Origin of the sequence: Spirillospora sp. NPDC048823, assembly GCF_043198445.1 — a bacterium.
GTDB lineage: Bacteria > Actinomycetota > Actinomycetes > Streptosporangiales > Streptosporangiaceae > Spirillospora.
Map to the genome: position 1 here is coordinate 572,974 of NZ_JBICUT010000001.1, position 24,686 is coordinate 597,659.

Annotated in this window: 23 protein-coding genes, 2 tRNA genes and 1 pseudogene; 13 read left to right on the top strand and 13 right to left on the bottom strand. The window is 70.2% G+C overall.

Features of this window, described 5'->3' with window-relative positions:
* Positions 1-1,140 precede the first annotated feature (1,140 nt).
* Positions 1,141-2,835: a hypothetical protein gene (locus tag ACGFK0_RS02465; RefSeq protein WP_392898937.1), complete on the top strand. Its 1,695-nt coding sequence runs from the start codon at positions 1,141-1,143 to the stop codon at positions 2,833-2,835.
* 5 nt (positions 2,836-2,840) lie between these two features.
* Positions 2,841-3,098, top strand: a complete 258-nt coding sequence (locus tag ACGFK0_RS02470) for a hypothetical protein (protein WP_392898939.1) — start codon at positions 2,841-2,843, stop codon at positions 3,096-3,098.
* A gap of 248 nt (positions 3,099-3,346) precedes the next feature.
* On the opposite strand, the gene ACGFK0_RS02475 is transcribed toward ACGFK0_RS02470, so the two are convergent.
* Positions 3,347-3,664 (bottom strand): DUF397 domain-containing protein, encoded by a 318-nt coding sequence (locus ACGFK0_RS02475; protein ID WP_392898942.1) that lies wholly within the window; start codon positions 3,662-3,664, stop codon positions 3,347-3,349.
* Here ACGFK0_RS02475 and ACGFK0_RS02480 point away from each other — a divergent pair.
* Positions 3,627-3,773: a Scr1 family TA system antitoxin-like transcriptional regulator gene (locus tag ACGFK0_RS02480; RefSeq protein ID WP_392898944.1), complete on the top strand. Its 147-nt coding sequence runs from the start codon at positions 3,627-3,629 to the stop codon at positions 3,771-3,773. The two genes, ACGFK0_RS02475 and ACGFK0_RS02480, sit on opposite strands and share 38 nt — an antisense overlap.
* A 30-nt stretch (positions 3,774-3,803) precedes the next feature.
* On the opposite strand, the gene ACGFK0_RS02485 is transcribed toward ACGFK0_RS02480, so the two are convergent.
* Together ACGFK0_RS02485 and ACGFK0_RS02490 are read right to left on the bottom strand one after the other, a co-directional pair.
* On the bottom strand, positions 3,804-4,025 hold the full coding sequence (locus tag ACGFK0_RS02485) for a DUF397 domain-containing protein (protein ID WP_392898947.1): 222 nt from the start codon (positions 4,023-4,025) through the stop codon (positions 3,804-3,806).
* A gap of 24 nt (positions 4,026-4,049) precedes the next feature.
* A complete protein-coding gene (locus tag ACGFK0_RS02490) occupies positions 4,050-4,916 on the bottom strand; it encodes a helix-turn-helix domain-containing protein (protein WP_392898950.1) in 867 nt (288 codons plus the stop codon).
* A gap of 399 nt (positions 4,917-5,315) precedes the next feature.
* On the opposite strand from ACGFK0_RS02490, the gene ACGFK0_RS02495 reads away from it, so the two are divergent.
* The 5 genes from ACGFK0_RS02495 to ACGFK0_RS02515 all read left to right on the top strand — a co-directional run bounded on the left by ACGFK0_RS02495 (position 5,316) and on the right by ACGFK0_RS02515 (position 8,373).
* The gene (locus ACGFK0_RS02495) at positions 5,316-5,636 is read left to right on the top strand and encodes a hypothetical protein (protein ID WP_392898953.1); all 321 of its coding nucleotides are present in this window, start codon (positions 5,316-5,318) and stop codon (positions 5,634-5,636) included.
* Entirely contained in the window at positions 5,633-6,055 is a 423-nt protein-coding gene (locus ACGFK0_RS02500; RefSeq protein WP_392898956.1) for an ATP-binding protein, read from the top strand. The genes ACGFK0_RS02495 and ACGFK0_RS02500 overlap by 4 nt, the downstream gene beginning before the upstream one ends.
* Positions 6,056-6,126: 71 nt before the next feature.
* Positions 6,127-6,432: a hypothetical protein gene (locus ACGFK0_RS02505; protein ID WP_392898959.1), complete on the top strand. Its 306-nt coding sequence runs from the start codon at positions 6,127-6,129 to the stop codon at positions 6,430-6,432.
* A 181-nt stretch (positions 6,433-6,613) separates the two neighbouring features.
* Positions 6,614-7,267 (top strand): nicotinamide riboside transporter PnuC, encoded by a 654-nt coding sequence (gene pnuC, locus ACGFK0_RS02510; protein WP_392898961.1) that lies wholly within the window; start codon positions 6,614-6,616, stop codon positions 7,265-7,267.
* Positions 7,264-8,373, top strand: coding sequence for an AAA family ATPase (locus ACGFK0_RS02515; RefSeq protein WP_392898964.1), 1,110 nt, complete (start codon positions 7,264-7,266; stop codon positions 8,371-8,373). Before pnuC ends, ACGFK0_RS02515 begins: the two co-directional genes overlap by 4 nt.
* A gap of 11 nt (positions 8,374-8,384) precedes the next feature.
* Here the strand turns inward: ACGFK0_RS02515 and ACGFK0_RS02520 are convergent, their stop codons facing one another.
* From ACGFK0_RS02520 to ACGFK0_RS02550, 7 genes and pseudogenes are all read right to left on the bottom strand, one after another.
* Complete coding sequence (locus tag ACGFK0_RS02520) at positions 8,385-8,807, bottom strand: hypothetical protein (RefSeq protein ID WP_392898967.1); 423 nt, start codon at positions 8,805-8,807, stop codon at positions 8,385-8,387.
* Positions 8,808-8,898: 91 nt separating this feature from the next.
* On the bottom strand, positions 8,899-10,743 hold the full coding sequence (locus ACGFK0_RS02525; RefSeq protein WP_392898969.1) for a glycoside hydrolase family 3 protein: 1,845 nt from the start codon (positions 10,741-10,743) through the stop codon (positions 8,899-8,901).
* 94 nt (positions 10,744-10,837) lie between these two features.
* A tRNA-His gene (locus tag ACGFK0_RS02530) sits at positions 10,838-10,909 on the bottom strand.
* 49 nt (positions 10,910-10,958) lie between these two features.
* Positions 10,959-11,043, bottom strand: a tRNA-Ser gene (locus tag ACGFK0_RS02535).
* 272 nt (positions 11,044-11,315) lie between these two features.
* On the bottom strand, positions 11,316-11,567 hold the full coding sequence (locus tag ACGFK0_RS02540; RefSeq protein ID WP_392898971.1) for a sigma factor-like helix-turn-helix DNA-binding protein: 252 nt from the start codon (positions 11,565-11,567) through the stop codon (positions 11,316-11,318).
* Between the two features lie 198 nt (positions 11,568-11,765).
* The gene (gene manA / locus ACGFK0_RS02545) at positions 11,766-12,896 is read right to left on the bottom strand and encodes a mannose-6-phosphate isomerase, class I (RefSeq protein WP_392898974.1); all 1,131 of its coding nucleotides are present in this window, start codon (positions 12,894-12,896) and stop codon (positions 11,766-11,768) included.
* Between the two features lie 420 nt (positions 12,897-13,316).
* Positions 13,317-13,826: pseudogene (locus ACGFK0_RS02550) on the bottom strand (RNA-guided endonuclease InsQ/TnpB family protein); the annotation flags it as partial.
* 156 nt (positions 13,827-13,982) lie between these two features.
* On the opposite strand from ACGFK0_RS02550, the gene ACGFK0_RS02555 reads away from it, so the two are divergent.
* The 3 genes from ACGFK0_RS02555 to ACGFK0_RS02565 all read left to right on the top strand — a co-directional run bounded on the left by ACGFK0_RS02555 (position 13,983) and on the right by ACGFK0_RS02565 (position 16,966).
* On the top strand, positions 13,983-15,689 hold the full coding sequence (locus tag ACGFK0_RS02555; protein WP_392898976.1) for an AMP-binding protein: 1,707 nt from the start codon (positions 13,983-13,985) through the stop codon (positions 15,687-15,689).
* 28 nt (positions 15,690-15,717) lie between these two features.
* Positions 15,718-16,635 carry a phosphotransferase family protein gene (locus ACGFK0_RS02560; RefSeq protein ID WP_392898979.1) on the top strand — a complete coding sequence of 306 codons (918 nt, stop codon included), beginning with the start codon at positions 15,718-15,720 and terminating at the stop codon, positions 16,633-16,635.
* Between the two features lie 67 nt (positions 16,636-16,702).
* Positions 16,703-16,966, top strand: a complete 264-nt coding sequence (locus tag ACGFK0_RS02565; protein WP_392898981.1) for a zf-TFIIB domain-containing protein — start codon at positions 16,703-16,705, stop codon at positions 16,964-16,966.
* A gap of 148 nt (positions 16,967-17,114) precedes the next feature.
* Here the strand turns inward: ACGFK0_RS02565 and ACGFK0_RS02570 are convergent, their stop codons facing one another.
* Together ACGFK0_RS02570 and ACGFK0_RS02575 are read right to left on the bottom strand one after the other, a co-directional pair.
* Complete coding sequence (locus ACGFK0_RS02570) at positions 17,115-19,673, bottom strand: polynucleotide kinase-phosphatase (protein ID WP_392898984.1); 2,559 nt, start codon at positions 19,671-19,673, stop codon at positions 17,115-17,117.
* Complete coding sequence (locus tag ACGFK0_RS02575; RefSeq protein WP_392898986.1) at positions 19,670-21,103, bottom strand: 3' terminal RNA ribose 2'-O-methyltransferase Hen1; 1,434 nt, start codon at positions 21,101-21,103, stop codon at positions 19,670-19,672. Before ACGFK0_RS02575 ends, ACGFK0_RS02570 begins: the two co-directional genes overlap by 4 nt.
* 109 nt (positions 21,104-21,212) lie before the next feature.
* On the opposite strand from ACGFK0_RS02575, the gene ACGFK0_RS02580 reads away from it, so the two are divergent.
* The gene (locus tag ACGFK0_RS02580; RefSeq protein WP_392898987.1) at positions 21,213-22,043 is read left to right on the top strand and encodes a TIGR02452 family protein; all 831 of its coding nucleotides are present in this window, start codon (positions 21,213-21,215) and stop codon (positions 22,041-22,043) included.
* A gap of 13 nt (positions 22,044-22,056) precedes the next feature.
* On the opposite strand, the gene ACGFK0_RS02585 is transcribed toward ACGFK0_RS02580, so the two are convergent.
* Positions 22,057-22,794 (bottom strand): TetR/AcrR family transcriptional regulator, encoded by a 738-nt coding sequence (locus ACGFK0_RS02585; RefSeq protein WP_392898990.1) that lies wholly within the window; start codon positions 22,792-22,794, stop codon positions 22,057-22,059.
* A 131-nt stretch (positions 22,795-22,925) separates the two neighbouring features.
* On the opposite strand from ACGFK0_RS02585, the gene ACGFK0_RS02590 reads away from it, so the two are divergent.
* Positions 22,926-24,632: an MFS transporter gene (locus ACGFK0_RS02590; protein WP_392898992.1), complete on the top strand. Its 1,707-nt coding sequence runs from the start codon at positions 22,926-22,928 to the stop codon at positions 24,630-24,632.
* Positions 24,633-24,686: the final 54 nt, after the last annotated feature.

Below are 24,686 nucleotides of genomic sequence, written 5' to 3' on the forward strand. Positions count from 1 at the left end.
GCCAGAGCCCCCACTGGTGAACGTGCGCGTCCCGCTCAGCAGGATCCGGGAGCCTGCTGCCGCCGACACGTCGGCCTCGCGCGTCCGATGCCGTCCGGCCGAGATCGCCGCCCGGGTCGGCGGCGGGAGCCGGGTCATAGAAGACTGCGGGCATGGAGTTCTTCTGCTATCACCGCCCTCTCTGTCAGACTGCTGTGACACAAAAGGCCGAGTGAGTCCTTCTGATATCAAGCAGGGCGAGACAGGACGAACAGCACAGTGACGGTGAACGGGTCGTCGTCCAGTTCCTGGAGCTGGGAGATCTCCGGCGGGAGCTCCTCGTCGCCCCGGCTGTCCTCCAGCACACCGGCGAGCATCGACTCCGCGAACGTCGTCCGCTGCTTCGTCCATGGAGGGCTGCTGCTCCAGGTAAGGGGACGGCGTGACCGGCTGCGGCGTCAGCTCGAACGAGGCCGACTCGAACAGCCGGTAGCTCCGGATCGTCCCGCCGGGCACCTGCCGGACCTGGAGCGCGAGATGGTCGCCGAGCCGCCGCGGGTCGGGCAGCCCCTCACCTCAGGTTCTCAAGGCTGTGCTCCGACCCCGGCGCGAAGATGGCGATGTCGGCCTTCTTCGTCTTGCGGCGGTTACCGTCGGCCTGCACCGGGATCGGGAAGCCCGGCTCCATGTCGTCGACGCTGATGCCGTACTCGTGGAAGAGCGCACGCCGATCCGCTGCCGGACGGGTTCGCTGCCCTTCAGCTTGACCGGCTTCCCGGTGATGTAGTCGATCGTCTCGTCGTCGTCGGCGAGCGAGTTCAGTGCGTCGTCCGGACCGGCCGAGCCTCCGCCCGGCTCCGCGATCGCCAGACTCGTCTGCTCCATGCCGAATCCCTCGCCCCGTCGTCGTCTGCAAGTCACTCACGATCTGTGTGACCTCGGAATCCTATGTCCCGGGACGATCGTCCCGGGACGCTTCGAGCTGACGCGCGGGCGAGGTGTCGTTAGGTACGTCCGACATATTCGTATAGTGAACTTGACGAGTTATGTCGGATCAGTCCAGTCTCTCGGAGGTAAGTCGGCGCCAGCACCCCGCAGGCATCTGGACACCGTTCGGCACCGGCTCTGCTCTTGTCCGGCAGTCGAAAGGGCTGACCACGCGTGGGTGTCGACCACACCGACAACGGCACTGATGACGGTGCCGAGAATGTCGAGAAGCCGTCGGCCAAGGAGGCGCCGTGGCGGCCTCCGCCCGACCGGCCAGGCTCACCTGGGCAACCGTCCCGCCTCGAAAGTTACAAGGCAGCCGCAGCCACCTATGAGGCCGCGACCGAGCAGCGGGACGAGCGCGATGACAAGCAGCCCCCGCCTGCCCGGGAGACGCCCGGTGCCGCGACTCAGGAGAAGCCCGGCCAGGCGGATACGGAGACCACAGACCGTGGCACCCGCAGCTCGGAAACCGAGTCTGACGACCGGTTACGCGATGACCGGTCCCCGGCCGCAGCGCCGGGTGAGGACATGGGACGGCAGACGGAGCAAGACCGGCCGACCACGCGGACGGATGAAGGCGAGGGCGAGGCCGACGCCCCCACTGCAGAGGACCGACCAGACTCGGAGCGGCCTGAGTCGGTCTCGGAGGCGGACACCGAAGACGAGGCCGGCGAGGCCCCCGCCACGGACACTCAGCCGGAACCCGAAGGCAAGCCGGAGAAGCCTTCGGGGCGGGACGTGTGGGAGGAGTTCGCGAGTAAGCCGGCGACGTATGAATTGGACGGCCGTCAGTTCGGGTTCCGCACCTGGGGCGAAGAGTTCGCGGCTCGCCGGGCGTCCCGGGAAGCGCGTCAGGCCCGCGAAGCCGAGTCGGCGGAAAGGCAGGATGAGTCGTCGGCCCCAGAGCAGGCTTCGGCCGAGGAACCGAAGAACGCGACAGAAGCGGGGACGGGCCAACCCGATGGTGAGAACATTGGGTCGGGTGAGACCGCCGACGCCGGCACCAAGGCGGACGAAAAGGACGATCCGGGAACCGGTGTCGCCGACAGCGACACCGAGGCCGCTGAGCCCGAGACAGCAGGTCAAAACGACGCATGGCGCGAACATGCCGACGCCATGAGAGCCAAGTGGGCCGACCTCGAATCGGAGCAGACGCCTGACGAACCGCCGGAAAAGAACGACCAAGGCGACGGCCTTCAGGGAGAAGGCACGAGCGAAGGAACCGGAGACGAACCCGGCTCATGGCGCGGAGACGGCGATCAGTACCTGAATCTTGAAGAGAACTATGCGGTTGATCGCGCCTTCGGTCGCTTATGTGATCAAGAGGGCGATGTCACCGATAGCCTGAAGACGCGGGAGGCGGAGATGGCTGACGCCAAGCTGGTGGGCCTTGAGTACCGCCTCAAGGGCGAAGACAGGTTCAAAGAGAAGGTGGCCGAGAAGCTTGCTGCTGAACTGCGCAAGAGTCCTACCGAGGCAGCAGAGTCGGTGTCAGATGGCCTACGCTATACCTATCAAATCCCTGCCGACTCATATGTCCAAGGATATCAACAGATCGCCAATGGCCTAAAGAAGGACGGCTTTGAGATGGTGTTCTGTAGAAATTCGTGGGATGGGGCAGAGTATAAAGGCGTAAACACTAGGTGGCGGACGGCGGACGGCCAGCTTCTCGAGGTTCAATTTCATACTCCTCAGAGTTTTGAGGCGAAGCAGCTAACTCACCGCGCTTATGAGCGACAGAGAAATCCGTTGACCAGCGGCCAGGAGAGGGTGAAACTAAAAGCCTTCCAGCAAGAGGTTTCTGCTGGTATTCCCGTTCCCCGTGGAGTCGGTGATATAGCGAATTATCGGAAAGAGGGGTATTAGTGCCCATGTCCAAAGAGCGGGTGACCTACTATGCGATCACTGGGGGAGATAAGACGGTCGATGATCCGCATGGAATTGTTCGACGGCGTACCTCGGCCGAGATCGGCATCGTAGACGAGGCATTGCATCGAGATCTACAATGGCACGGCACTGGCATAATCGTCGAGTGGGAACATGCGAGTTTCGACGACGAACTGGAAGAGGTCAGTGAAGAGAGGGCAATGCAGATCGTTGATGCCCTCCGGGCGGGAGGCCCGTACTGAACCCACGAGTAGCAAACGCCCAGGGTCGGCCCGGGGCGCCAGAGGCGGTCCGTGAGACCGTTCCTGCGGTGGGCGTCCTTGGCCGCTGGACGCGTTCGCTGGCGCTTCCTTGCTGCCCTCTAAAAAGTGCTGCGCGGCGGTGCCGCACCAAGACGGCTGTCCCCGCTTCGTTCACTTGCGGCGTGTTGGGCACACCCGCCAGGGTGATAAACCCGACACGCCGCAACTCCACGTGATCGGAGTATCGCTCAACGCAGGTCGAGTCGGCCGGTCTTCACGGTGGTGAGGAAGGTGGTCCAAGCCTCGGCGCCGAAGTCGAGCACCGGCCCGTTCGGGTTCTTGGAATCCCGCGCCACCACTACCGCCTCGTCTGCCGCAGCCTGTATGCAGGAGCCTGTGTTGGCGCTGCGGCTGCTTGTCCTCCAGGTGCCTCGGATTTCGACATAGTCGCTCTCATCCGCACTGTGACGAGGCTTGCGCCAGAATCCAACCTCAACGCAGTTGCCCTGTTCGCCACTGCGACTGCTCTTGCGCCACTGGACGTCTGCAGGCGCGCACCCCGGCATGGAATGTGCTTGCAACGTCCTACGCTTCCCCGAGCCCGCCGATCCTGATGTCGTGTACGTCCAATACCGGCTGGGAAGCATCTACCTGGAAGATAGAGATCAAATTTAGGCATTTCGGTGCAAAGCATGCAGAACCGGGCTACAGTCCGAACCGCTCGTCCTTCACACCTTCAACGAAGCCTCGCCACGCGACCGCCGCGAACGTCAGCACCGGTCCGTCCGGGTCCTTGGAGTCCCGTACCGCCACCAAACCCGGCAGGTTGTCGGCTACCTCAACACAGCCGCCTTCCCCGCCGTTGCTGCGTGAGCTCTTGTACCACCGGGCGCGGGACAGGTCCACGAGGTGCCTCTGGTATGTCATCCCGCACCTCCTTCTCTCCATGTGCTACAGGTTTGCGCCCATCTCGTCAGCGATGCGGCGGATGAGCTCCACGGAAGCGCTCTTGCCGAGTGCTTCCGCCCGAAGATGGTCAAAGACCACTGTATAACGGCGGATTTCGTCTTCGCGCTCCAGGAACAGGGCGCCGGTGAGGTGTTCGATGTACACCACGGTCGGGTCCTTGGGGTCGGGGAAGCCGAGGATGCGGAAGCCGGTGATGGGGTTGACGTGGGCGGCCGTGGTGAAGGGGAGAATCTGCACGGTGATGTTGGGCCGCTCAGCCATCGCCACCAGGCGCTCAAGCTGCGCCTTCATGGTCTGGGGCGTCCCGAGCTGGACCCGTAGGGCGGTCTCGGAGATCACGAACCACAGCTCTGGCGGGGTGCTGGCGGCCAGAATGGCTTGCCGTTCCATGCGTACGGCGACTTGCCGGTCTATCTCCTCCGGCGTACCCGGCACCGGAGCCGCCTGGAGGACGGCGCGAGCGTAGTCCACGGTCTGGAGCAGGCCGGGAATGTAGAGCGGCTGGAAGTCACGGAAGGTGACGGCTTCGGCCTCAAAGCCGACGTAGGCGGAGAACCACTCGGGCAGGTTCATGCCGTAGGTATGCCACCACCCCTTCTTCCGGGCATCGCGGGCCAGTTGCACGAGAGCGTCCGCAACCGGCCCGGTGACGCCGTAGACCTCCAAGAGCTCATGGACGTCGCCGGGCTTTGCGGAGATCTTGCCGGTCTCGATGCGGCTGATGCGCGTACCGGAGTAGTCCAGGCGGTCGCCGACCTGTTCACAGGTCAAGCCCGCCTCCTCTCGCAGGCGGCGCAGCTCGATGCCGAGACGCTTGCGCTTGACGGTGGGGTTCGGAGTACCGGCCATTGCCTCACCTTTCTTAGTGGGCGTTCTCGCCCAATTCGGTCATTTCTTAAAAGATCTTGGAATGATACGCGGACGCATCTTGCGTGGATCACGGTCCGGGTCCATTCTGGGCACCGTACCTAGACGCATCATACGCTTACGCATCATGCTGAGGTGGTCGTTCGAAACACAACGCAACGCGTACCAGGTCAAACCAGAAGGCGGCTGATCTTCCTGTATGCCCAGCACAGTCGACATTCGGCGGCCCAACGGTTTCGCAACCGTTGGTCTGACCGAGCGTGCGGCCGGCGAGGGGCGAAGGGGGCTTGGTCAGCCGTACCCCCGACACAGGAGCGGCCCCGGGTCGGTGCTAGCACCACCGGCCCGGGGCCTAAGCCCGACTGAAAAGGAGTCGGACCCATGACGAACCTACCCAACGGCCCGTCCCCCGTGGAGCAAGGTCGCCGGAAGGCGATCCCGGCGGCGACGGCTGAGCGGCTGAACTTGCTGGTTCGGCTGATGTGGGCCTTGCGGGAGTTGGAGCAGGGCTCGGTGCTGTACATGGACGGGAAAGCCGAGCCGGTGTTGTCGGTGCCGGTCCCGGCGCGGCGTAGGTCGCTGGCGGTGCTCGTCGTCCAGGAGCGTGGGGGCGGGTGGTCCTACCTGTGGGACGCCGCTCGCCGGACGCCGGTCGGGGCGGTGCGGGTGGCAGCCGAGCAGATCGCCGAGGTCGGACGGTGATCGTCTGGGACGAGGTGCACACCGAGCGGGTGTGCCCGGGCGGGATGCTCGACGTGCGGGAGGTCAGGGCGCGGGTGCGGCGGACGCTGGTCGGCGCGCTGGGTGGCAACGTCGCAGGGTTCGACCTGGACGACGTCGACCTGATGATCTGCGAGGTCACCACCAACGCCGTCCGGCACAGCGCCAGTGGCCTGCGCGGTGGCGGGGTGTGGGTGACGGTGCTCTTGTCGTCCGAGCGGCTGCGAGTGGAGATCCAGGACGACGGCGGCTCGACGGGACGTCCGCTGATTCCGGCGCAGGGCTCGGGTTGGGGCGAGTCTGGGCGGGGCCTGATGGTCGTGGCCGGGCTCGCTGACTGCTGGGGCTCGCTGCCGGGTCGCGATGGCCGGTTCACGGTGTGGTTCGAGGTCGTCCGATGAGCCGGACGCGAACGGCACTGCGCGTCCTGCGGGGTGTGTGGGCGACGGCGCGGTGGCCGGTCGGGAGGCGGGTGGCTGCCCAAGACGGCGGGCCTGAGCCTTATCCGGAGACGGTTTTTCTGTTCGCGGGGCTGGGGCCGGAGGCGCGGAAGGCGTTCGAAATGTTGCCGGACGAGGCTCGGGCGTGGCGTGTGCTGGCGGAGATGGAGGCCGCGCGGGCTCGGGTGTGGTCCGGGCAGGGGCGGGTGTGGGACGCGGGGGTGTGCGCCGGGCGGGCGCAGGCGTACCGGGCGGCGGCCGAGCAGGTGGAAGAGGTGCTGATCGAGTCCCTCGAACTGTGGGACGAGGACGAACGGCAGGCCGGCGAAGGCAGGTGATCTGGCACGCGCACGCTCCACGGGCCACACGGCAGGGGGCGGGCACCACCCACGCCCCGGTGAACGAGCGGGTCGAGGCGCGGCTGGAGCATGAGCGGGTGCGCCGCTGCCTGGGGGCGCTGACACATCCGCACGCGGGAGACCCTTGTCGTCTCTTTGACGATATGTGATCATTGCGGGCATGTCGGTGAACGTTCCGCTGGGCCCGCTGCTCGACCCCGCCTTCCATCTCGGCACGGTGCCCACCACGTGGGCCGAGCTGCTCGGCTTCGCGACCGGCGCGGTCAACGTGTGGCTCGTCGTCCGGCAGAACATCCTGAACTGGCCGATCGGCATCGCGAACGTGATCCTGCTCGGGCTCGTGTTCCTGGACGGCGGCCTCTACGCCGACTCCGGGCTGCAGGTCTTCTACATCGCACTCCAGGCGTACGGGTGGTGGGTGTGGCTGTACGGCGGGGACGGCCGCGACAACCTCCCGGTGAGACGCACACTGCGCAACGAGTGGGCGGCCCTCCTCGTGGCGGGCGCGGCGACCACCGCGCTTCTGACCTGGGCGCTGTCCGTCTGGACCGACTCCACCGTGGCGTTCTGGGACGCCCTCACCACCGCGATCTCCCTCATGGCCGTCTACGGGCAGTCGCGCAAGCTGCTGGAGTCGTGGTGGCTGTGGATCACCGCCGACCTCGTCTACATCCCCCTGTACTTCCACAAGGACCTGAAGCTGACGAGCGTCCTGTACGTCATCTTCCTGACGTTGTGCGTGTTCGGCCTGCTGGCCTGGCGCCGCGACCTGCGCTCCCGGACCGCCGGCGATCCCGCGCCCGTGCCCGCATGACGTACGCGCACGGGCTCGTGATCGGCAAGTTCTACCCGCCGCACGCCGGCCACCGCCATCTGATCGACGTCGCCGCCGCGGCGTGCGCCCGGGTCAGCGTCGTCGTCGCCGCGTCCAGCGTCGAGAGCATCCCGCTGCCGCTGCGGACGGCGTGGCTCCGCGAGACGCACGAGCAGCCGCACGTGGAGATCATTCCGGCGGTGGACGACGTGGAGATCGACTACGAGTCGGACGAGATCTGGTCGGCGCACGTCGCCGCGTTCCGGGCCGGGCTGGCGATGCGGTCGGGCCTCGGCGTGCCCGTCCCGCCGGTCGACGCGGTGTTCAGCTCCGAGGCGTACGGGCCCGAGCTGGCGGAGCGGTTCTCCGCCGTCCACGTCCCGGTCGACCCGCCGCGGGACCGCTTCCCGGTCAGCGGCGCGGCCATCCGGGACGACCCCGTGGCGAACTGGGAGTTCCTGGCGCCGCCCGTCCGGGCGTATCTGGCGCGGCGGGTCGTGGTGACCGGCGCCGAGTCGACCGGGACGACGACGCTGGCCCGCGCCCTCGCCGCGCACTATGCCGAGCGGGGCGGCGTCTGGGCGACGACCCGGTGGGTACCGGAGTACGGGCGCACGTTCACCGAGGAGAAGCTGGCCGCCGCCCGCCGCGCCTCCGGCGATCCGTCGCTGTGGCTGGACGGCCTGGTGTGGGAGTCCGCGGACTTCACGCGGATCGCCGAGCACCACGCCGCTCTGGAGGACGCCGCCGCGCGGTCGGGTTCACCGCTGCTGGTGTGCGACACGGACGCGTTCGCCACGGCCGTCTGGCATGAGCGCTATCTCGGGGCGCCGGCGCCGGAGGTCGAGGCCGTGCATGAGCGAACCCCCCACCATCTGTGGATTCTCACCGACCCGGAGGGCGTCCCGTTCGAGCAGGACGGCTGGCGTGACGGGGAGTCGATCAGGTCGTGGATGTCGGGGCGCTTCGAGGAGGAGCTCGGGAAACGGGGCCTGCCGCACATCACCGTCACCGGCCCCCACGAACACCGCCTGGCCGCCGCCGTGGCGGCGACCGACGCCCTGCTGACCGAGGGCTGGTCGTTCAGCACCCCGCTGACGCCCTAGTCCCTTGCCGTTCACCCATCGGACGGATGGGACGGATGGGACGGGCGGTCGACGCGGAAGAGGTCCTCGTCGATCCGGTCCAGGGCCAGGCGGACCGCGCCGAGGCCCACCGACTCGTCCCCCAGTTCGGACGCCACGATGCGGACGGGACTCAGGCACAGCGGCTCCACCCGCCGCCGCAGCTCGGAGACCAGCAGGTCACCGGCCCTCTCGCCGGGCGGCGCCTGCACGTCGAGGCCGGCGCGGTGGCCGCCGGCGACCCCGCCGGCGAGGTCGGCGACGACGAGCCGCACCCGGTGCGCGTCGATGTCGATGCCGAGCGCGTGACCGGCCTCCGCGCGGAACCGGTAGCGGCGGGCGGGGCGGCCCAGCCCGGCGCCGGGACGCGGCGCGTCCTCGGCGACCAGGCCCCGGTCGATCAGCTCGCCCAGCACGCCCTCGGTGGTGGGGCGGGAGAGCCCGACCCGCCCGGCCAGCTCGGACAGGGTGCTCTCGGCCAGAAGGGGTGTCGACCGCCCCGACCGCTCAGTCGTAGGTGAGGCCGTAGCCGAAGGGGAAGAGCGGCTTCTTGCCGTCGCCCCTGTTGATGGGCTGCTGGTCGGTGCCGCGCATCCACGTGACCGGGAGCCGGCCGGTGGGATCGGTGGCGCCGAACAGGACGTCGGCCACGCCGGCGCCCTCCGTTCCCGGCAGCCACGACGCGACCAGCGCGTCCCACTCGGGGAGCTCCGCGGCGATGTCCATCGGACGCCCCGACACCAGCACCACGATCACCGGGACGTCCGCCGCGCGCAGCCGCTCGATGGCCTTGAGGCCATCGGCGTCGAGGCCGAGGTCACCCGTCCTGTCGCCGTGGTATTCGGCGTACGGCTTCTCCCCCACGACGGCGATCGCGGCGTCGTAGGACCCGTCGACGCCGGTGCCGTCCCTGCCGTAGGCGACGGTGGCGGGCGATTCCGCCGCCGCGCGGATGCCCTCCAGGATCGTCGTGCCCGGCGTGATCGGGCCCTGCTCCCCCTGCCAGGTGATCGTCCAGCCGCCGGACTGCACGCCGATGTCGTCCGCGCCGCCGCCCGCCACGAAGATCTTGTCGTCGTCGTCCAGCGGGAGGACGTCGTCGTTCTTCAGCAGCACCTGCGACCCGGCGACCGCGCGCCTGGCCAGCTCGCGGTGCGCGGCGCCGCCGACCGTGCGCAGATACGACCGGTCCGCCATGGGGTGCTCGAACAGGCCCAGCTCGAACTTCTTGGCCAGGATCCGGCGGTTCGCGTCGTCGATGCGGGACATCGGGACGTCGCCGTCCCTCACGCCGTCCCGCAGGTACTCGATGAACCTGCGCCACTCGGTCGGCACCATCACCATGTCGATCCCGGCGTTGATCGCGGCGGCGACCTCGTCCCTGGTGAACCCGGCCTCCCCGTCGATCTCGTCGATGCCGTTGTAGTCCGACACGACGAATCCGGTGAAGCCCAGCTCACGCTTCAGCACATCCGTGATCAGGTAGCGGTTCTGGTGCATCTTCAGCCCGTTCCACGAGCTGTAGGAGATCATCACCGAGCCGACGCCGCGTTCCACGGCCGCGCGGAACGGCGGCAGGTGGATCGCGCGCAGTTCCTTCTCGGAGATCCTCGTGTCGCCCCGGTCGTCGCCGCCCGCCGTGCCGCCATCGCCCACGTAGTGCTTCGCCGTCGCCAGGACGGACGCGGGGCCGCCCAGCTCGTCGCCCTGCAGCCCCTCGATGATCGTCGTCATCATCGCGGGCAGCTCGGGCACCTCGCCGAAGGACTCGTACGTCCGGCCCCACCGGTCGTCGCGGGCCACGCACACGCAGGGCGCGAAGTTCCAGTCGACACCCGTCCCCGCCATCTCCCGCGCGGTCGCGGCGCCGATCTCGCGGACCAGGGCCGGGTCGCGGGACGCGCCGAGCCCGATGTTGTGCGGGAAGATCGTCGCACCGACGACGGTGTTGTGGCCGTGGACGGCGTCCACCCCGTACATCAGCGGGATGCGCAGCGGCTGGGCGAGCGCGGCACGCTGGAACCCGTCGTACATGTCCGCCCAACGCTCCGGCGTGTTCGGGGCGGGCGCCGACCCGCCGCTCGACAGCACGGACCCGATCCGGTAGCGGGTGATCTCCTCCGGGGTGATGTACCTGCGTTCGGGCTGCGTCATCTGGCCGAGCTTCTCGTCCAGGCTCATCCGGTGGAGCAGGTCGCCGACCCGGTCCTCGACGGACAGCTGCGGATCGAGATAGGGGGCGGGCCCCGGCTCCGCCCGGACGGGGACGCCGAGGGCGGCGAGCACGAGCGCGGCCAGCACGCCGAGCGCCAGGAGGCCGGACCACATCGCCTTCGCGGAGGAGCTGTGCATACAGAAGGCTTTTCCATCGTTGATCAAATGCAACGTCAGCCGGAACCAGCCCCTGGGCAATATCTGGCGCCCATCACCGCCCTTACTTCACAAGGGCCCTCGACCGGGATCGAACCGGTACCTCCAGGATCACAACCTGGCATGCAGACCACTACACCACGAAGGCCATATCTCCGGCAGGAAGCCGCCGGATACGCCGGCATCCTCACTCGGCGCGGAGGGTGCGAGATTCGAACTCGCGCAGGGATGACCCTGACCACGGCTTAGCGGGCCGCTGCCTTTCCACTCGGCCAACCCTCCGGAACAACAAAAGACCGCCCACGGTCTGCGGGCGGCCGGCGTCGGAACGTGCGGGTCACGTCCTTCGGCGGCTCCCGGAACCGGAGAGGCTGCTGCTGTGCATTCGATGACTGCGCATGACCCTCTCCTTCCGCTCTCGTTTCCCTGCGACTTTCCCTACGACGCCCATGGTGCCGGGGCCGTTCCCGCCCCGGCAACCCATTTATCGGGCGCGGGCCGGCCGCGGCGCCGCGGACCGGGGCCGCGCGGCCCGGCGGACCCGGCCCTGCCCGTCACACGGTCGGCCGCGGGGCGTCCAGGGCCGTGTTCAGCGCCCGGAGCGCGTGGTAGACGCGGGCTTTCACCACGTCCACCGGCACCCCCAGTGAGGCGGCGGCCTCGTTGACCGAACGGTCTCTGAAGACCGTCTCGGTGAGGATCTCGCGGTGGACGGACGGCAGGGTCTGGAAGGCCCGGGCGACCACCGCGGGGCGCACCCGCTCCCCCGGAAGGCCGGGGGCGAACGAACCGGTGTTCTTGCCCATTCGCAATCCTTTCCGTCCAGCGGGCCGCCTCCCCGGTCCGGGGGTGGCGGCTCAGTTGCCACGCAACGAACCTCGCACCCGATGGGCCCCGCGGCGCCGTCCTTATGACGGCGTTAAGGAAGCGTTGAGTCTCAGATCCGGGGGGTGGTCACGGGGTCCGCCGGAGCGGTCGGCCGGACCCGAACAGGGCGTGGGCGGTCACCGGATCGCGGGCAGCACGCGGTAGAGGACGCCCTTGCCGGTAAGGCGGGTGGCGGGGGCGTTCGCGGGGATGAAGGCGGCTTCGCCACGGGAGAGGGTGAGGGTGCGGTCCGTCGCGAGATGGGCCTCGCCCTCCAGGCACAGGAGTGTCTGGGGAAGGCCGCCGGGCAGGTCGTCGGGGTCGCCGGTCAGGTCATGGCGGACGAGGACGAATTCGTCGGCCCCCGGCCGGTACCCGGACTCCGGCGACGATTCGACCCGGACAGGGCGGGACGGGGCGAACTCGACCACGCGCATCAGTTCCGGGACGTCGATGTGCTTCCCGGTGAGCCCGCAGCGCAGGACGTTGTCGGAGTTGGCCATGACCTCGATGGCGAGGCCGCCCAGATAGGAGTGCGGAACTCCGGCGTCCAGGAAGAGCGCCTCGCCGGGCTTCAGTTCGACGTGGTTGAGGAGCAGGGCCGCGAGGACACCCGGGTCACCCGGATGCGCCCGGGCGATGTCGGCGTACACGGAGGGGAGCGACGGTTCGACCGCGGCCTGGACGAGCCGGGAGTCCTCGTCCAGCATTTGTGCGAGGACGGTGCGCAGAGCCCGGTCCGGCGGCTCGGTGCGCAGTGTCGCGATCCAGGGACGCAGTTCGGGAACGGCGAGGCTTTCGAGGAGGTCGGCGGTTCCGGCGGGGTCGCGGAAACCGCAGAGACCGTGGAAGTCGGTGAGGGCGCAGACCATCTCCGGCTTGTGGAAAGGGTCCTTGTAGGTGCGGGTGAAATGGCCGGGCGGGATGCCGCGTTCCTCCTCGCCGGCGAACCCCGCTTCGGCCTGCGCCGCCGTGGGGTGGACCTGGAGGGACAGCGGCCTCTCGACGGCCAGGATCTTGAGGAGGTAGGGCAGCACGGGGCCGAAACGCTCCACCGAGGGCCGCCCCAGCATCCCGATCGGGTCGCCGCCGATGAGGACGTCCAGCGGCGTCCCGTCCACCGACGAGGGCGCCGCCGGGTGCGCGCCCGCCCACAGTTCGGCCTGCGGACGCCCGGTCGGCTCGGTGCCGAGCAGTTCCGGCAGCGCGGTGCGCGACCCCCAGTCGTAGGGGCGGATCGGGGTCGTGAGCGGCATCGGCGCGGTCACGAGCGGAGCGCCTGGTGCAACGTTGTGGCCCGTCCCTTCTCGATCAGTGTGTTCAGGGTACGGGTACGGCCGCGGCGACTCCGTACTCGCGGACGCCGCGACCGGATCACCGACTGGCCGTGAAGCCCGCGGACGGCCGCCCGCCGCCCGGCGACCGGCCCGTCGCAGCCTCTAGGATGAGGGCCGGGGAGGTGGTGGACCGTGGGCAAACACAACAAGCCGGCGACACGCTCCTGCCCCGGCTGCAACGGAACCGGCACCAGCACCGCCACCGGCGAGACGTGCAACGTCTGCCGCGGCACGGGCCGCATCTGACACCGTGTCGATGCCGCATCCGAGGGGCTCCTCGAACAACTCTCGGCGAACACGGCGAGTTGACGTCCTCCTCCGCCTGAAGGCGGGGGATTCCAACCCGTTCCCCTACGCAGGCGGGAGAACGAGTTGACGTTCGCGGTTCACCGGCCGGGCCGACGCCCCGCCTCCCCGCGCAGCCACCGTGCGCCCCACGGCGGTGTCTTTGATGTTGCGGGCCGCGTTGACGTCGGCGTTGCCCTGGCGCCCGCAGGCCACGCACCGGAACACCGCTTGGCTCTCACGGCTTTCCGGTGCGCGGTGCCCACAGGGGTTGCAGGTCTGCGACGTGTAACGCGGGTCGACCTTGATGACGCGTCCGGGTGCTTTGTGTCCCAGCCGGGTCACCAGCCGGCCCCACCCGGCGGCCAGGATCGCCCGGTTGAGCCCGGCCTTGGCGCCGACGTTCACGCCCGGCGCGTCGAGAGTGCCGCGCGCCGAGCGGGTCATCCCCCGCACGTTGAGGTCCTCGACGGTGATGAGGTCGAAACGGCGCGCCAGATCCGTGCTGGTCTTCTCCACCCAATCCTTGCGGCGGTCGGCCTCACAGGCTTTCAGGCGGGCGATGGCGGCCTTGACCCGGGCGCGGCGGAGCGGATTCCTTTCCGCTCACAGGGCCCGGGTGAGCATGTGCCCGCTCCCCGCGCGCGGCGCGGATCGCGGCACGCACACGGCCGGAGGTAGAGATCTTGAACCGGCGACGCGAACGCCCGATAGATGATTGAATCGTCTCCTATGTGGCACTCGTCACAACGGTCTTCTCCGTGGCAGCGGTCGTATCAGCCCGGCGTTCCCGGCGATCTCAATATCCCGGACATCCCTGTCACACGGCTGCTCGACGACGCGGCGGAGCGGTACCCGCGCAGGCCCGCGCTGTACTTCTTCGGCCGCGAGATCTGCTACCGGGATCTGCGCGAGGCCGTGGACCGGTTCGCCGACGGCCTCCACCGGCTCGGGGTCCAGCCCGGCGACCGGGTGGCGCTGATCCTCCCGAACTGCCCGCAGCTGGTCATCGCGTTCTACGGGGTGCTGCGCAGAGGGGCGATCGCGGTGCAGCACAACCCGCTGTACACCGAGGAGGAGATGCTCCATCAGCTCGCGGACTGCGGCGCCCGTGTCGCCGTGGTGCTGGATCGTTCCTTCGCGACGGTGGAGGCCGTCCGTTCCAAGCTTCAGCTCGAACACATCGTGGTGACGTCGCTCGTCGACTTCCTGCCGCTGCCCAGGCGGATCGCGCTGCGGCTGCCGCTGGTGCAGATGCAGCGGCGGCGCGCCGCCATCACCGCGGACGTGCCGGCCGACCCGCACGTGGTCCCGTTCAGGGAGCTGCAGAGGGTGCCGCGGCGGCGCGTGGGCCAGCTGCCGATCGAGCCGTCGCGGCACCTGGCGGCCATCCAGTACACCGGCGGGACGGAGGGACGTCCCAAGGGCGCGATGCTGACGCACCGGAACCTCATCGCGAACGCCTGCCAGCAGCACGCGTGGGATCGCGACGGGCGCCCGGGGCAGGACGTGACGCTGGCCGTCCTGCCGCTGTTCCACTCGTTCGGGCTCATGAGCTGCCTCGTGGCACCGGCGATGACGGCCGGGGCCGTGGTGCTGCTCCCGCGCTACGACGGCGACCGGGTGCTCAGCGCGATCCGCAAGTACCGGCCGACCATCTTCCCCGGCGTGCCGACGCTGTACGAGAAGGTGCTCGACAGTCCCCGGTTCCAGCCGTCCGACCTGAAATCGCTGCGCATCTACATCTCCGGCGCGATGGGGCTGGGGCAGGGCACCATCGACCGCCTCGGACGGCTCGGCGCCCGGGGCCTGATCAACTGCTACGGGCTCTCGGAGGCCTCCCCCGCCGTCACCGGTAACCCGCTGGACGGCAGGGCCCGGAACCTGACCGTCGGCCTTCCGCTGCCCAAGACCGACGTCGTCATCGTCGACCAGGACGAGCCGACGAAGGTCCTCGGCCCGGGCGAGCCCGGCGAACTGGTCGTGCGGGGCCCCCAGGTGTTCGTCGGCTACTGGAACGCACCGCTCGCCACCGCCCAGGCCCTCTCGAAAGGGTGGCTCCGCACGGGTGACATCGCGGTGATGGACGAGGAGGGTTTCATCACCATCCTGGACCGGCTGCGGGACATGATCAAGATCAGCGGGTTCGCCGTCTCCCCCACCGAGGTGGAGAAGGTGCTGCGCCGCCATCCCGCCGTCTACGACTGCGCCGTCGTCGGCGTCCCGGACAGCCGGCGCGGGGAGCGCATCATCGCGCACGTGGTGGAACACCCCGCGTACCCGTTCTCGGCGGACGAGCTGCACCGGCACTGCAAGCGCTACCTGTCGCACTACAAGGTGCCGGACGAGTTCCGGCCGCGCACCGAGCTTCCCCGCAACCTCATCGGCAAGGTCGTCCGGCAGCGGCTGCGCGATGAGGCCGTCAACTCACCGGCGTAGGCGCCGTGCCCCGGTGTTTACTGGGCGGGTGCACATCGAGACCGTCCAGCCGGAGCTGCTCGCCCGGCTCGTTGAGATCGGACGCGACTCGGCCCGCGCCGCACCGCCGTCCTCCCCACCCGCGGAGCCGGAGACGCTGTACGACCGGCACGGCGTCCTGGTCGTGCGGGTCGGCGACGTGGTGGTGAAGGCGCATCAGGCCGACCGTGAGCACGGGGCCCCGTTCCTCGAACGGATACGCCTGGCGGGAACTCTGCCGGGCGTCGTGATCGGGACACTGGGGCAGCCGCACGACGTCAACGGGCGGACGGTCACGGTCTCCGTGTTCGGTGAGCCGGTGGATCCTCGGGAGGAGCTTCCCTGGGAGGACGGCGCGCGGCTCCTGGCGGAGCTGCATTCCACGACGGTTCCGGCCTACGCGCCTCCCTGGGGGCGCCCGACCCGTGTGGCACGGCTGGTCGCCCGCCTGGCGGACGGTTCCGCCGAGGACGAAGTGCGGCGGGCCTTCGCCACCCTCCCCTCCTGGATACGCGGCGAGGGCCGGGAACCGCCGGGGACGGCGGAACGCCTCATCCACGGAGACTGGCATCTCGGCCAGATGGTCCGCGCGCGGGACGGACGGTGGCGGCTCATCGACATCGAGGACCTCGGCAGAGGAGACCCCGCGTGGGACCTCGCCCGTCCCGCCGCGCTCTACTCCGCGGGAGTCCTGCACCCCGACGAGTGGGACCGCTTCCTGGGGGCGTACATGGCGGCGGGCGGTCCGGCCGTACCCGCCGGCGGCGACCCGTGGACGGCCCTGGACGTGCCCGCGCGAAGTCTTGCGATCCAGATCGCCGCCACGTGCGTCATATCAGCCAGAAAGGGAGATCGGCCGCTTGACGAACCAGAGCAGGCGATGGTCGACGCCTGCGCGAGAATATCCGCGGCAGGGGGCACGCCATGACGTGGCGCGAAACCTGCCCTACATTTAGCCTCTACCTGGGGATCCAGACCGGAAGGACGACAAGGCGATGCACTGCCCTAAATGTCGTGGCGTAATGCGGACCTACACCCGCAGCGGCGTCCACATCGAGCAATGTGACAGCTGCCGGGGCATCTTCCTCGACTATGGGGAGCTTGAGGCCCTGGCCCAGATGGAGGCCCAGTACCGGGCGGCGCCGCCGCCCGCCGCGGCGCCGGGTTGGGGAACCCCGGGGGCGGTGGTCCACCACCACCACGGCGGGCACCGCCGGCCCCACCACGGCAGCGTGTTCAACATGCTCTTCTCCACCTGAGCCGCTCCTCCAGAGCCGGCCAGGCAGCGCGGCCTTTGGTGCGGCCCGCCTCGCAGGGTGCCCCCCGGAGGCGGGCCGCACGGTCACAGGGCGCAGGCCGCACGGTCAACAGGACGCAGGGCGCCCGGTCACAGACACGGGCGCCCGGTCACAGACGCGGGTCGACGGGTTCGGATTCGAGCGCCAGGACGGCGAAGACGGCCTGGTGGACCCGCCACAGCGGCTCGCCGCCGGTGAGCCGGTCGAGCGCCTCGACGCCGAGTGCGTGCTCCCGCATCGCCAGCGAGCGCTTGCGGCCGAGCGACCTGCCGCGCAGCCGGGCGAGGTTGTCCGGCTCGGCGTAGTCCGGGCCGTAGATGATGCGCAGATACTCGGGGCCGCGGCACTTGACGCCGGGCTGGATCCGCCTGTCCTCCGGGAACGGCCCCAGCGGCTTGACGACCATGCCCTCGCCTCCGGCGGCGGTGAGCTTCTCCCACCACTCGGTGACGGCGGCCTCCGACTCCGCCGAGTTCAGGTCGGCGGTCACCGAACCCGTCCGCTGGACGAGCCCGGTCGGATCGCCGTCCGCCAGCCGCCCGGCCACGGCCATGTGCCACTCGTGGTCGCGTGCCACGGCCCAGTTGCGGCCCTCTCCCGCGAGGATCTGGAACGGCGCGAGCCGGAGCCCGCTCAGCCCGTCCACCGTCCAGCAGTACCGCGCGTAGGCGTCCCGGAAGCGGGACGCGTTCGCGGCACGCCGGTCGACGCGTTCGCGGAGGCCGCCGAGGTCGAGGCCGCGTTCCTCCGCGCGCGCGAGAACGCCGGACGCCATCGGCAGTGCGGCACGGGCGGCCGCGCCGGTCGCCGCGTACTGCGTGCGGATGAGGTCCATGGCCTTGGCCGACCACGGCATCAGTTCGGTATCGATGACGAGCCATCCGGTGTCGAGCTCGTCCCAGAGCCCGGCGGCGCCGATCGCGGCGCGGAGCCGGTCCAGGACCTCCGCCGTGCGCGAGGCGTCCCGGAAGAACGAACGTCCCGTGCGGGTGTAGACGGCGCCGGTCGTCCCGTCGGCCACGCCGAAGCGGTCGGCGGCGGCGGACGCGTCGCGGCACACCACCACCACGGCCCGCGAACCCATGTGCTTCTCCTCGCACACCGCGCGGACGACGCCCTTGTCCCGGTACGCGGCGAGGGCCTCGGCCGGGTGCTCCAGGTATCCGGGCAGCGGCGACGTCTCCGCGGGCGCCATGGTGGGCGGCAGGTAGACGAGCCAGCGCGGGTCCACGGCGAACCGGCTCATCACCTCCAGCGCGGCCAGCGCGTTCTCCTCGCGGACGGCGACGCGGCCCATCAGGCGGGTCTCGACGCCCTGGTTGCCGAGCACGTCCTCGATTTTGAGGACCTCGTTCTCCCGGTGCCCGCCCGCGCTGGACGAACCGGCCGGCGCCTCCAGCGGGCGCGTCGGCTCGTACCAGACCTGCCGGGCGGGGACGGACTCCAGTTCGCGTTCCGGGTAGCGCAGCGCGGTCAGCTTCCCGCCGAACACGGCGCCGGTGTCGAGGCAGATCGTGTTGTTGATCCATTCCGCGTCGGGGACGGGCGTGTGCCCGTACACGACCATGGCCTCGCCCCGGTAGTCGCGCGCCCACGGGTACCGGACGGGCAGCCCGTACTCGTCGGTCTCCCCGGTGGTGTCGCCGTAGAGCGCGAACGACCGGACCCGTCCGGACGCACGGCCGTGGTAGTCCTCCTTGAGGCCGGCGTGAGCCACGACCAGGCGGCCGCCGTCGAGGACGTAGTGGCTGATGAGGCCGTCCATGAAGCGCAGCGCGTCGTCGCGGAACTCCTCCGTTTCGGCGGAGAGCTGCTCCATCGACTCGGCGAGCCCGTGCGCGAGGCGCACCTTGCGGCCGCGGAGGGCACGCACGAGCTTCGCCTCGTGGTTGCCCGACACGCACAGCGCGTCGCCGGCGGCCACCATGCCCATCACCAGGCGCAGCACGCCCGGCGAGTCGGGGCCGCGGTCGACGAGGTCCCCGACGAACACGGCGGTGCGCCCGCCGGGATGGTTCGCGCCCACGGCATGTCCCTGCGCGTCCCGGTCGATCTCGTAGCCGAGGCCGGCGAGGAGGTCCTCCAGTTCGGCGCGGCAGCCGTGCACGTCGCCGATGATGTCGAACGGCCCGGTCAGCTCGCGCCTGTCGTTCCACGCCCTCTCGTAGGTGATCGTGGCGGCGTCGGCCTCCTCGACGCCGTTCAGCACGTGGACGCGGCGGAACTCGCGCGCCAGCGTCCGCAGGCCGCGCCGCAGCTCGCGGCGCTGGCGCGGGATCACGTGCGCGGGCAGGTCCCGGTCCGGGCGGGCGGCGTTGCGTTCGGCGGCGACGCTCTCGGGGACGTCCAGCACGATCGCGACCGACCGCACGTCGTGCTCCTTGGCGATCCGCAGCAGCGACTGCCGTGCCTTGCTCTGCACGTTCGTCGCGTCCACCACGGTGAGCAGGCCGCGCCGCAGCCGCTTGGCCACGATGTAGTGCAGCAGGTCGAAGGCGTCGCCGGTGGCGGACTGGTCGTTCTCGTCGTCCGACACGACCCCGCGGCAGTAGTCGGACGACACCACCTGCGTCGGCTTGAAGTGCTTGCGCGCGAAATGCGACTTGCCCGAGCCGGTCACGCCGACCAGCACGACAAGTCCCATGTCCGGTACCCGGATCTCGGTCATCGGGTGAACACCCCCATCTGCGTCGGTGCGCCGACCTCGGGATCGTCGTCGCCGACGGGCACGTGCCGGACGCGGTAGCCGTGCGCGGCGGCGACCCGGTCCGCCCACGCGCGGAACTCGGCCCGCGTCCATTCGAACCGGTGGTCGGGGTGGCGCATGGCGCCCGGCGCCAGCCCCTCGTAGCGGACGTTGTGCTCGGCGTTCGGGGTCGTCACGACCACCACGCGGGGCGAGGCGTGCCCGAACACCACCCGTTCCACGGCGCCGAGGCGCGGCGGGTCGATGTGCTCGACGACCTCCATCAGCACGGCCGCCTCATAACCGCGGAACCGTTCGTCGGCGTAGGTCAGCGCGCCCTGGAAGACGTCCTGGACGCGGTCGTTCTCCCGGCGCGGCTCCTTGTCCCAGCGGAGCCGCCGCCAGGCGTGGCCGAGCGCGCGATGCGAGACGTCCGACCCGGAGACCTCGCTGAAGAAGTCGTCCTTGGCGAGCCGCGTGAGCAGTTTGCCGGAGCCGCAGCCAAGGTCGATGACGCGCCGGGCGTTCTCGTCGCGCAGCGCCTGCACGACCGACTGGAGACGGCGCTCGGCCAGCGAGACGGCCTTCTCCCCGGTCTCCCCGGTCTCCCCGGCCTCCCCGGACGCCGCCGGTTCCTCCTCGACCTCTGCGTGGTCGAGCGCCTCTTCGGGCGCGTCCTCGGCATCGGCGAGGCGGCCCAGCGCCGTGCGGACGAGAGCGCGCCGGTTGGCGAGATAGCGGCGGGTGATGGCCCCGCGGTCCGGGTGCGCGGCCAGCCAGCCCTCCCCCGCACGGATGAGCTTGTCCACCTCGTCAGGCGCCATCCAGTAGTGCTTGGCGTCGTCGAGGACGGGCAGCAGCACGTACAGCTGGTTGAGCGCGTCGGCGAGCCGCACCGTCCCGGTGAGGGTGAGCGTCACGTACCGGGAGTCGCCCCACTCGCCGAACTCCGGGTCGAGCGGAACGGGCACGGCCGACACGTCCCAGCCGAGCGGCTCGAAGAACCGCTCGGCCTGCCGGGCCCCGCCGCGGCATGGAAGGGCCGGCAGGACGATCTCCAGCGGGATCGGCGTCTCCGCCAGGCCGGGACGCAGATCGCACCGTCCGCGCATGGCGGTGCGGAACACGTTCGCCATCGCGGACGCCAGCAGCGAGGACGCCGCGTACGGGCGGTCGTTCACGTACTGGCCGAGTGAGAAGTCCGGCGTACCTCTGCCGCGCGTGCGCACGAGCTTGACCGGATCGACGTCCATCAGCAGCGCCGCCGTGCAGTGGCGCTCGCCGGCGTCGGGGTAGAAGACGTGCGCCGTGCCGAAGGACTGCTCGAACCGCTGCACCCGGTCGGGATGCTTGTGCAGGAGGAATCCCAGGTCGGTCGCCTGGCCCATGGTGGTGGTGATCGTCAGAAGCACGCCCCAAGTGTGGCGGACCGCGTCGAACGCCCCCATTCATTTTCAGGATCGGACGATCACGAAAAGTGTTTGCGGGCCGGCTCCCCGCACCGCCAGAATCCCAGGCGACATGAGCAGACATCCCCGCCGGATGACCGCGCAGGAGACCGTGGCCATCCTCGAACGCGGCGACTACCCGGCGCCCTCCGGCCGCACCGTCTCGATCGCCGAGAGCCTGGCCCGGGCCGTCCAGGGCACCGTCCTGTACCGCCCGGACGAGCTGGACGGGCTTCTGGGGCGCCTCCCCGCCGCCGAGCCCGGCACGACGACGCGCATCGAGGTCACCGGCGAGACGACCCTCGCCGCCGCGCGCCGGCTGTGCGCTCCCGGGACGGTCCCGTTCACGCTCAACTTCGCCTCCGCGAAGAACCCGGGCGGCGGGTTCCTGAGCGGGGCGCACGCACAGGAGGAGGGGCTGGCACGCTCGTCCGGCCTGTACGAGTCGCTGCGTTCGGCCAGGGAGTACTACGACTTCCACCGCGCCCAGCGCGACCTCCTCTACAGCGATCACATGATCTACTCGCCGGACGTGCCGGTGTTCCGGGACGACGACGGGCGGCTGCTGGAGGAGCCGTACGAGATCGCGTTCCTGACGTCCCCGGCCCCCAACCGCGGTGCGATCCGCGACGCCGGGACGGCGGAGCACATTCCGGGGGTGCTCCGCCTGCGCGCCCACAAGCTTCTCGCCGTGGCGCTGGCCAACGGGCATCGGCGGCTGGTCCTGGGCGCGTGGGGCTGCGGTGTCTTCCGCAACGACCCGGCAGAGGTGGCCGGGGTGTTCGCCGAGCAGCTCCGCCCCGGCGGTCAGTTCGCCGACCGGTTCGAGCACGTGGTCTTCGCCGTCTGGGACACCGCGAAGGGCACCCCCCGGCACGCCGCCTTCCAGGACGCCTTCGCCTGAGGCCTGACGTCCGTCAGGGCGACGGCGGCGGGTCGACGTAGGAGGCGATGCCGCGGACGAGGAGGTCGAGGCCGAACTCGAAGCGTCCGTCGTCGTCCTCGGCCGTCAGCTCGTCCACCATCCCGGAGATCACCGGGTAGCGCTCCGGCGGCAGGGCCGCGAAGTACTCGCCGATCTGCCCGAAGTACTCGTCGAGGTGCTCCTGGGCATCCGCGCCGGGGGGCGTCTTCGCCATGTACATCGTGCCCTCGACGGCATCGGCGTCGAGGAACATGCCGAGAGTGTCGACGGCCATCCCGGCGACCTTCTTCGGCACGCCGCCCGCCCGCATCAGGGCGAGCTGCGCCTCGGCGATGTCCAGCAGGTGGGGGGCGGTGGGAACGAGGCCCATGGACACCATCGCGATGTCGCGGTGCGAGGTGTAGACGCGGCGGATCTCGCGGGACAGGTCCTTCAGCTGCTCCTGCCACCGCGCCGGGTCGGGTTCGGGGAGCCTGATCTCGGCGGCGACCCGGTCGAGCATCAGCTCGCGCAGCTCCTCCTTGCCCGAGACGTGGGCGTACAGGGACGCCGGGCCGGTGCCGAGCTCCTGGGCGATCCGGCGCATGGTCACCGCCTCCAGCCCCTCGGCGTCCAGGATTCCGATCGCGGTGTCGACGATGAGGTCCTGCGTGAGAGACCGCCTCGGCGGCGCGGCCTTGCGGGGCTTGCGTCCGGGCGGCGTCGGCATGTCCGGCCGTTCGGTGGCCACGTCGGGACCTCCCCATCTCGCGATACATGATCGGTCGCACGAACAGCGTACTTGACACGAACACTGTTCCCCCTTTAGAACAGTGTTCGTAATCAACAAACGCTGTTCGTTCCCTCTGAGAGGTTCCCCCCATGACCGAGACATTCACGTCAACCGTGAAAGGCACCACCGACGCCGGTTACCGCTGGCGCTGGGTGGCGCTGTTCGTGATCCTGGCCGCCGAGATCATGGACATGCTGGACGCGCTGATCACCAACATCGCGGCCCCCACGATCCGCGCCGAACTCGGCGGGTCGGCCGCCACCGTCCAATGGCTCGCCGCCGGCTACACCCTGGCCATGGCGGTCGGCCTGGTCACCGGCGGGCGGCTCGGCGACCTGTACGGGCGCAGGCGGATGTTCCTCGTCGGCGCGGCCGGGTTCACGCTCGCCTCGCTGCTGTGCGGCATCGCCGTCTCCCCCGGGATGCTGGTCGGCGCCCGCGTCACCCAGGGCCTGTTCGGGGCGCTGATGCTGCCGCAGGGCATCGGGATGATCAAGCAGATGTTCGGGCCGAAGGAGATGGGCGCCGCGTTCGGGCTGTTCGGGCCGGTGATGGGCCTGGCGTCGGTCGGCGGCCCGGTGCTGGCCGGCTGGCTGATCGGCGCCGACCTCTTCGGCACCGGCTGGCGGATGATCTTCCTGATCAATCTGCCGTTCGGCGCCGCCGCCGTGGTGGCCGGCCTGAAGTTCCTGCCCGCCGGGCGTTCCGAGCAGGCGACCCGCCTCGACCTCACCGGCGCGGCGCTCGCGTCCCTCGGCGCCGGGCTGCTGATCTACCCGCTCGTCCAGGGCCGCGAGCACGACTGGCCGGCCTGGACGTTCCTGATGATGGCCGCCTCGCTCGCCGTCTGGGCCGTGTTCACCTGGTACGAGACCCGCAAGCAGCGCGCCGGCGGCGACCCGCTGGTCGTGCCCAGCCTGTTCCGCAAGCGCGGCTTCACCGGCGGCCTGGTCGTCGGCCTGGTGTTCTTCTCCGGCATGGCGGGGATCGCGCTGGTCCTGGCCCTGTTCTTCCAGTTGGGCCTCGGTTTCTCCCCGCTCAAGGCCGGTCTCGCACAGATCCCCTGGTCGGTCGGCATCGTGATCGGGTTCGGTGTCGCGCAGGGCGTGCAGCGCTTCGGCCGCAAGGTGATCCACGCGGGCACCCTCACCATGGCCGCCGGCATCGCCGGGCTCTTCGCCACGCTGCAGTACGCCGGCACCGACGTCACGCCCTGGCAGCTCGTCCCCGCCCTGACCGTGACCGGACTCGGCATGGGCATGCTGATGGCGCCGTTCTTCGACACCGTCCTCGCGGGCGTCGACCCCGAGGAGACCGGCTCGGCGGGCGGGACGCTCACCGCGGTCCAGCAACTCGGCGCGGCGCTCGGCGCGGCCGTCCTCGGGACGATCTTCTTCGGCCTGGCGGGCGGCCACATCACGGCCGCGGCGGACGACGGAGCGGCCGGGCTCCGCCAGGACCTCGCCGCCGCGTCCGTCCCCGCCGCGCGGCGCGACCGCATCGCAGACGGCCTGCGCGACTGCGCCCACGACCGCGCCACCGCCAAGGACGCCGCCGTCGTCCCCGCGTCATGCCACCGGCTCCAGAGCGACGTCCAGGCGGCCATGGCCTCCGCCCCGCAGTCGGGCGCCGCCGTCCAGAAGGCGGTCGCGGACGCCGGCGAGCACTCCGCCAGGGCCGGCTTCACCGCCGCCATGAAGATCACGCTGTGGGTCGAGGTCGGGCTGCTCGGCCTCACGTTCCTGGCGACCTTCCTGCTGCCGAGGCACGCCCGGCCGGAGGAGGAGCCCGCCTGACCGGACGAGCCCCTCCGGCGGGACGGGCCGTCCCACGGGGCGGGCGCGTCCGGC

Bases quoted from the DNA above. Each gene is read 5' to 3' on its own strand.
- ACGFK0_RS02475 (WP_392898942.1), bottom strand. From the start codon at position 3,664: ATGCCGGGGTGCGCGCCTGCAGACGTCCAGTGGCGCAAGAGCAGTCGC.
- ACGFK0_RS02495 (WP_392898953.1), top strand. From the start codon at position 5,316: ATGACGAACCTACCCAACGGCCCGTCCCCCGTGGAGCAAGGTCGCCGG.
- pnuC (WP_392898961.1), top strand. From the start codon at position 6,614: ATGTCGGTGAACGTTCCGCTGGGCCCGCTGCTCGACCCCGCCTTCCAT.
- ACGFK0_RS02570 (WP_392898984.1), bottom strand. From the start codon at position 19,673: ATGACCGAGATCCGGGTACCGGACATGGGACTTGTCGTGCTGGTCGGC.
- ACGFK0_RS02590 (WP_392898992.1), top strand. From the start codon at position 22,926: ATGACCGAGACATTCACGTCAACCGTGAAAGGCACCACCGACGCCGGT.
- ACGFK0_RS02485 (WP_392898947.1), bottom strand. From the start codon at position 4,025: ATGACATACCAGAGGCACCTCGTGGACCTGTCCCGCGCCCGGTGGTAC.
- ACGFK0_RS02565 (WP_392898981.1), top strand. From the start codon at position 16,703: ATGCACTGCCCTAAATGTCGTGGCGTAATGCGGACCTACACCCGCAGC.
- ACGFK0_RS02525 (WP_392898969.1), bottom strand. From the start codon at position 10,743: ATGCACAGCTCCTCCGCGAAGGCGATGTGGTCCGGCCTCCTGGCGCTC.
- ACGFK0_RS02540 (WP_392898971.1), bottom strand. From the start codon at position 11,567: ATGGGCAAGAACACCGGTTCGTTCGCCCCCGGCCTTCCGGGGGAGCGG.
- ACGFK0_RS02580 (WP_392898987.1), top strand. From the start codon at position 21,213: ATGAGCAGACATCCCCGCCGGATGACCGCGCAGGAGACCGTGGCCATC.
- ACGFK0_RS02555 (WP_392898976.1), top strand. From the start codon at position 13,983: ATGTGGCACTCGTCACAACGGTCTTCTCCGTGGCAGCGGTCGTATCAG.
- ACGFK0_RS02490 (WP_392898950.1), bottom strand. From the start codon at position 4,916: ATGGCCGGTACTCCGAACCCCACCGTCAAGCGCAAGCGTCTCGGCATC.
- ACGFK0_RS02515 (WP_392898964.1), top strand. From the start codon at position 7,264: ATGACGTACGCGCACGGGCTCGTGATCGGCAAGTTCTACCCGCCGCAC.
- ACGFK0_RS02470 (WP_392898939.1), top strand. From the start codon at position 2,841: ATGTCCAAAGAGCGGGTGACCTACTATGCGATCACTGGGGGAGATAAG.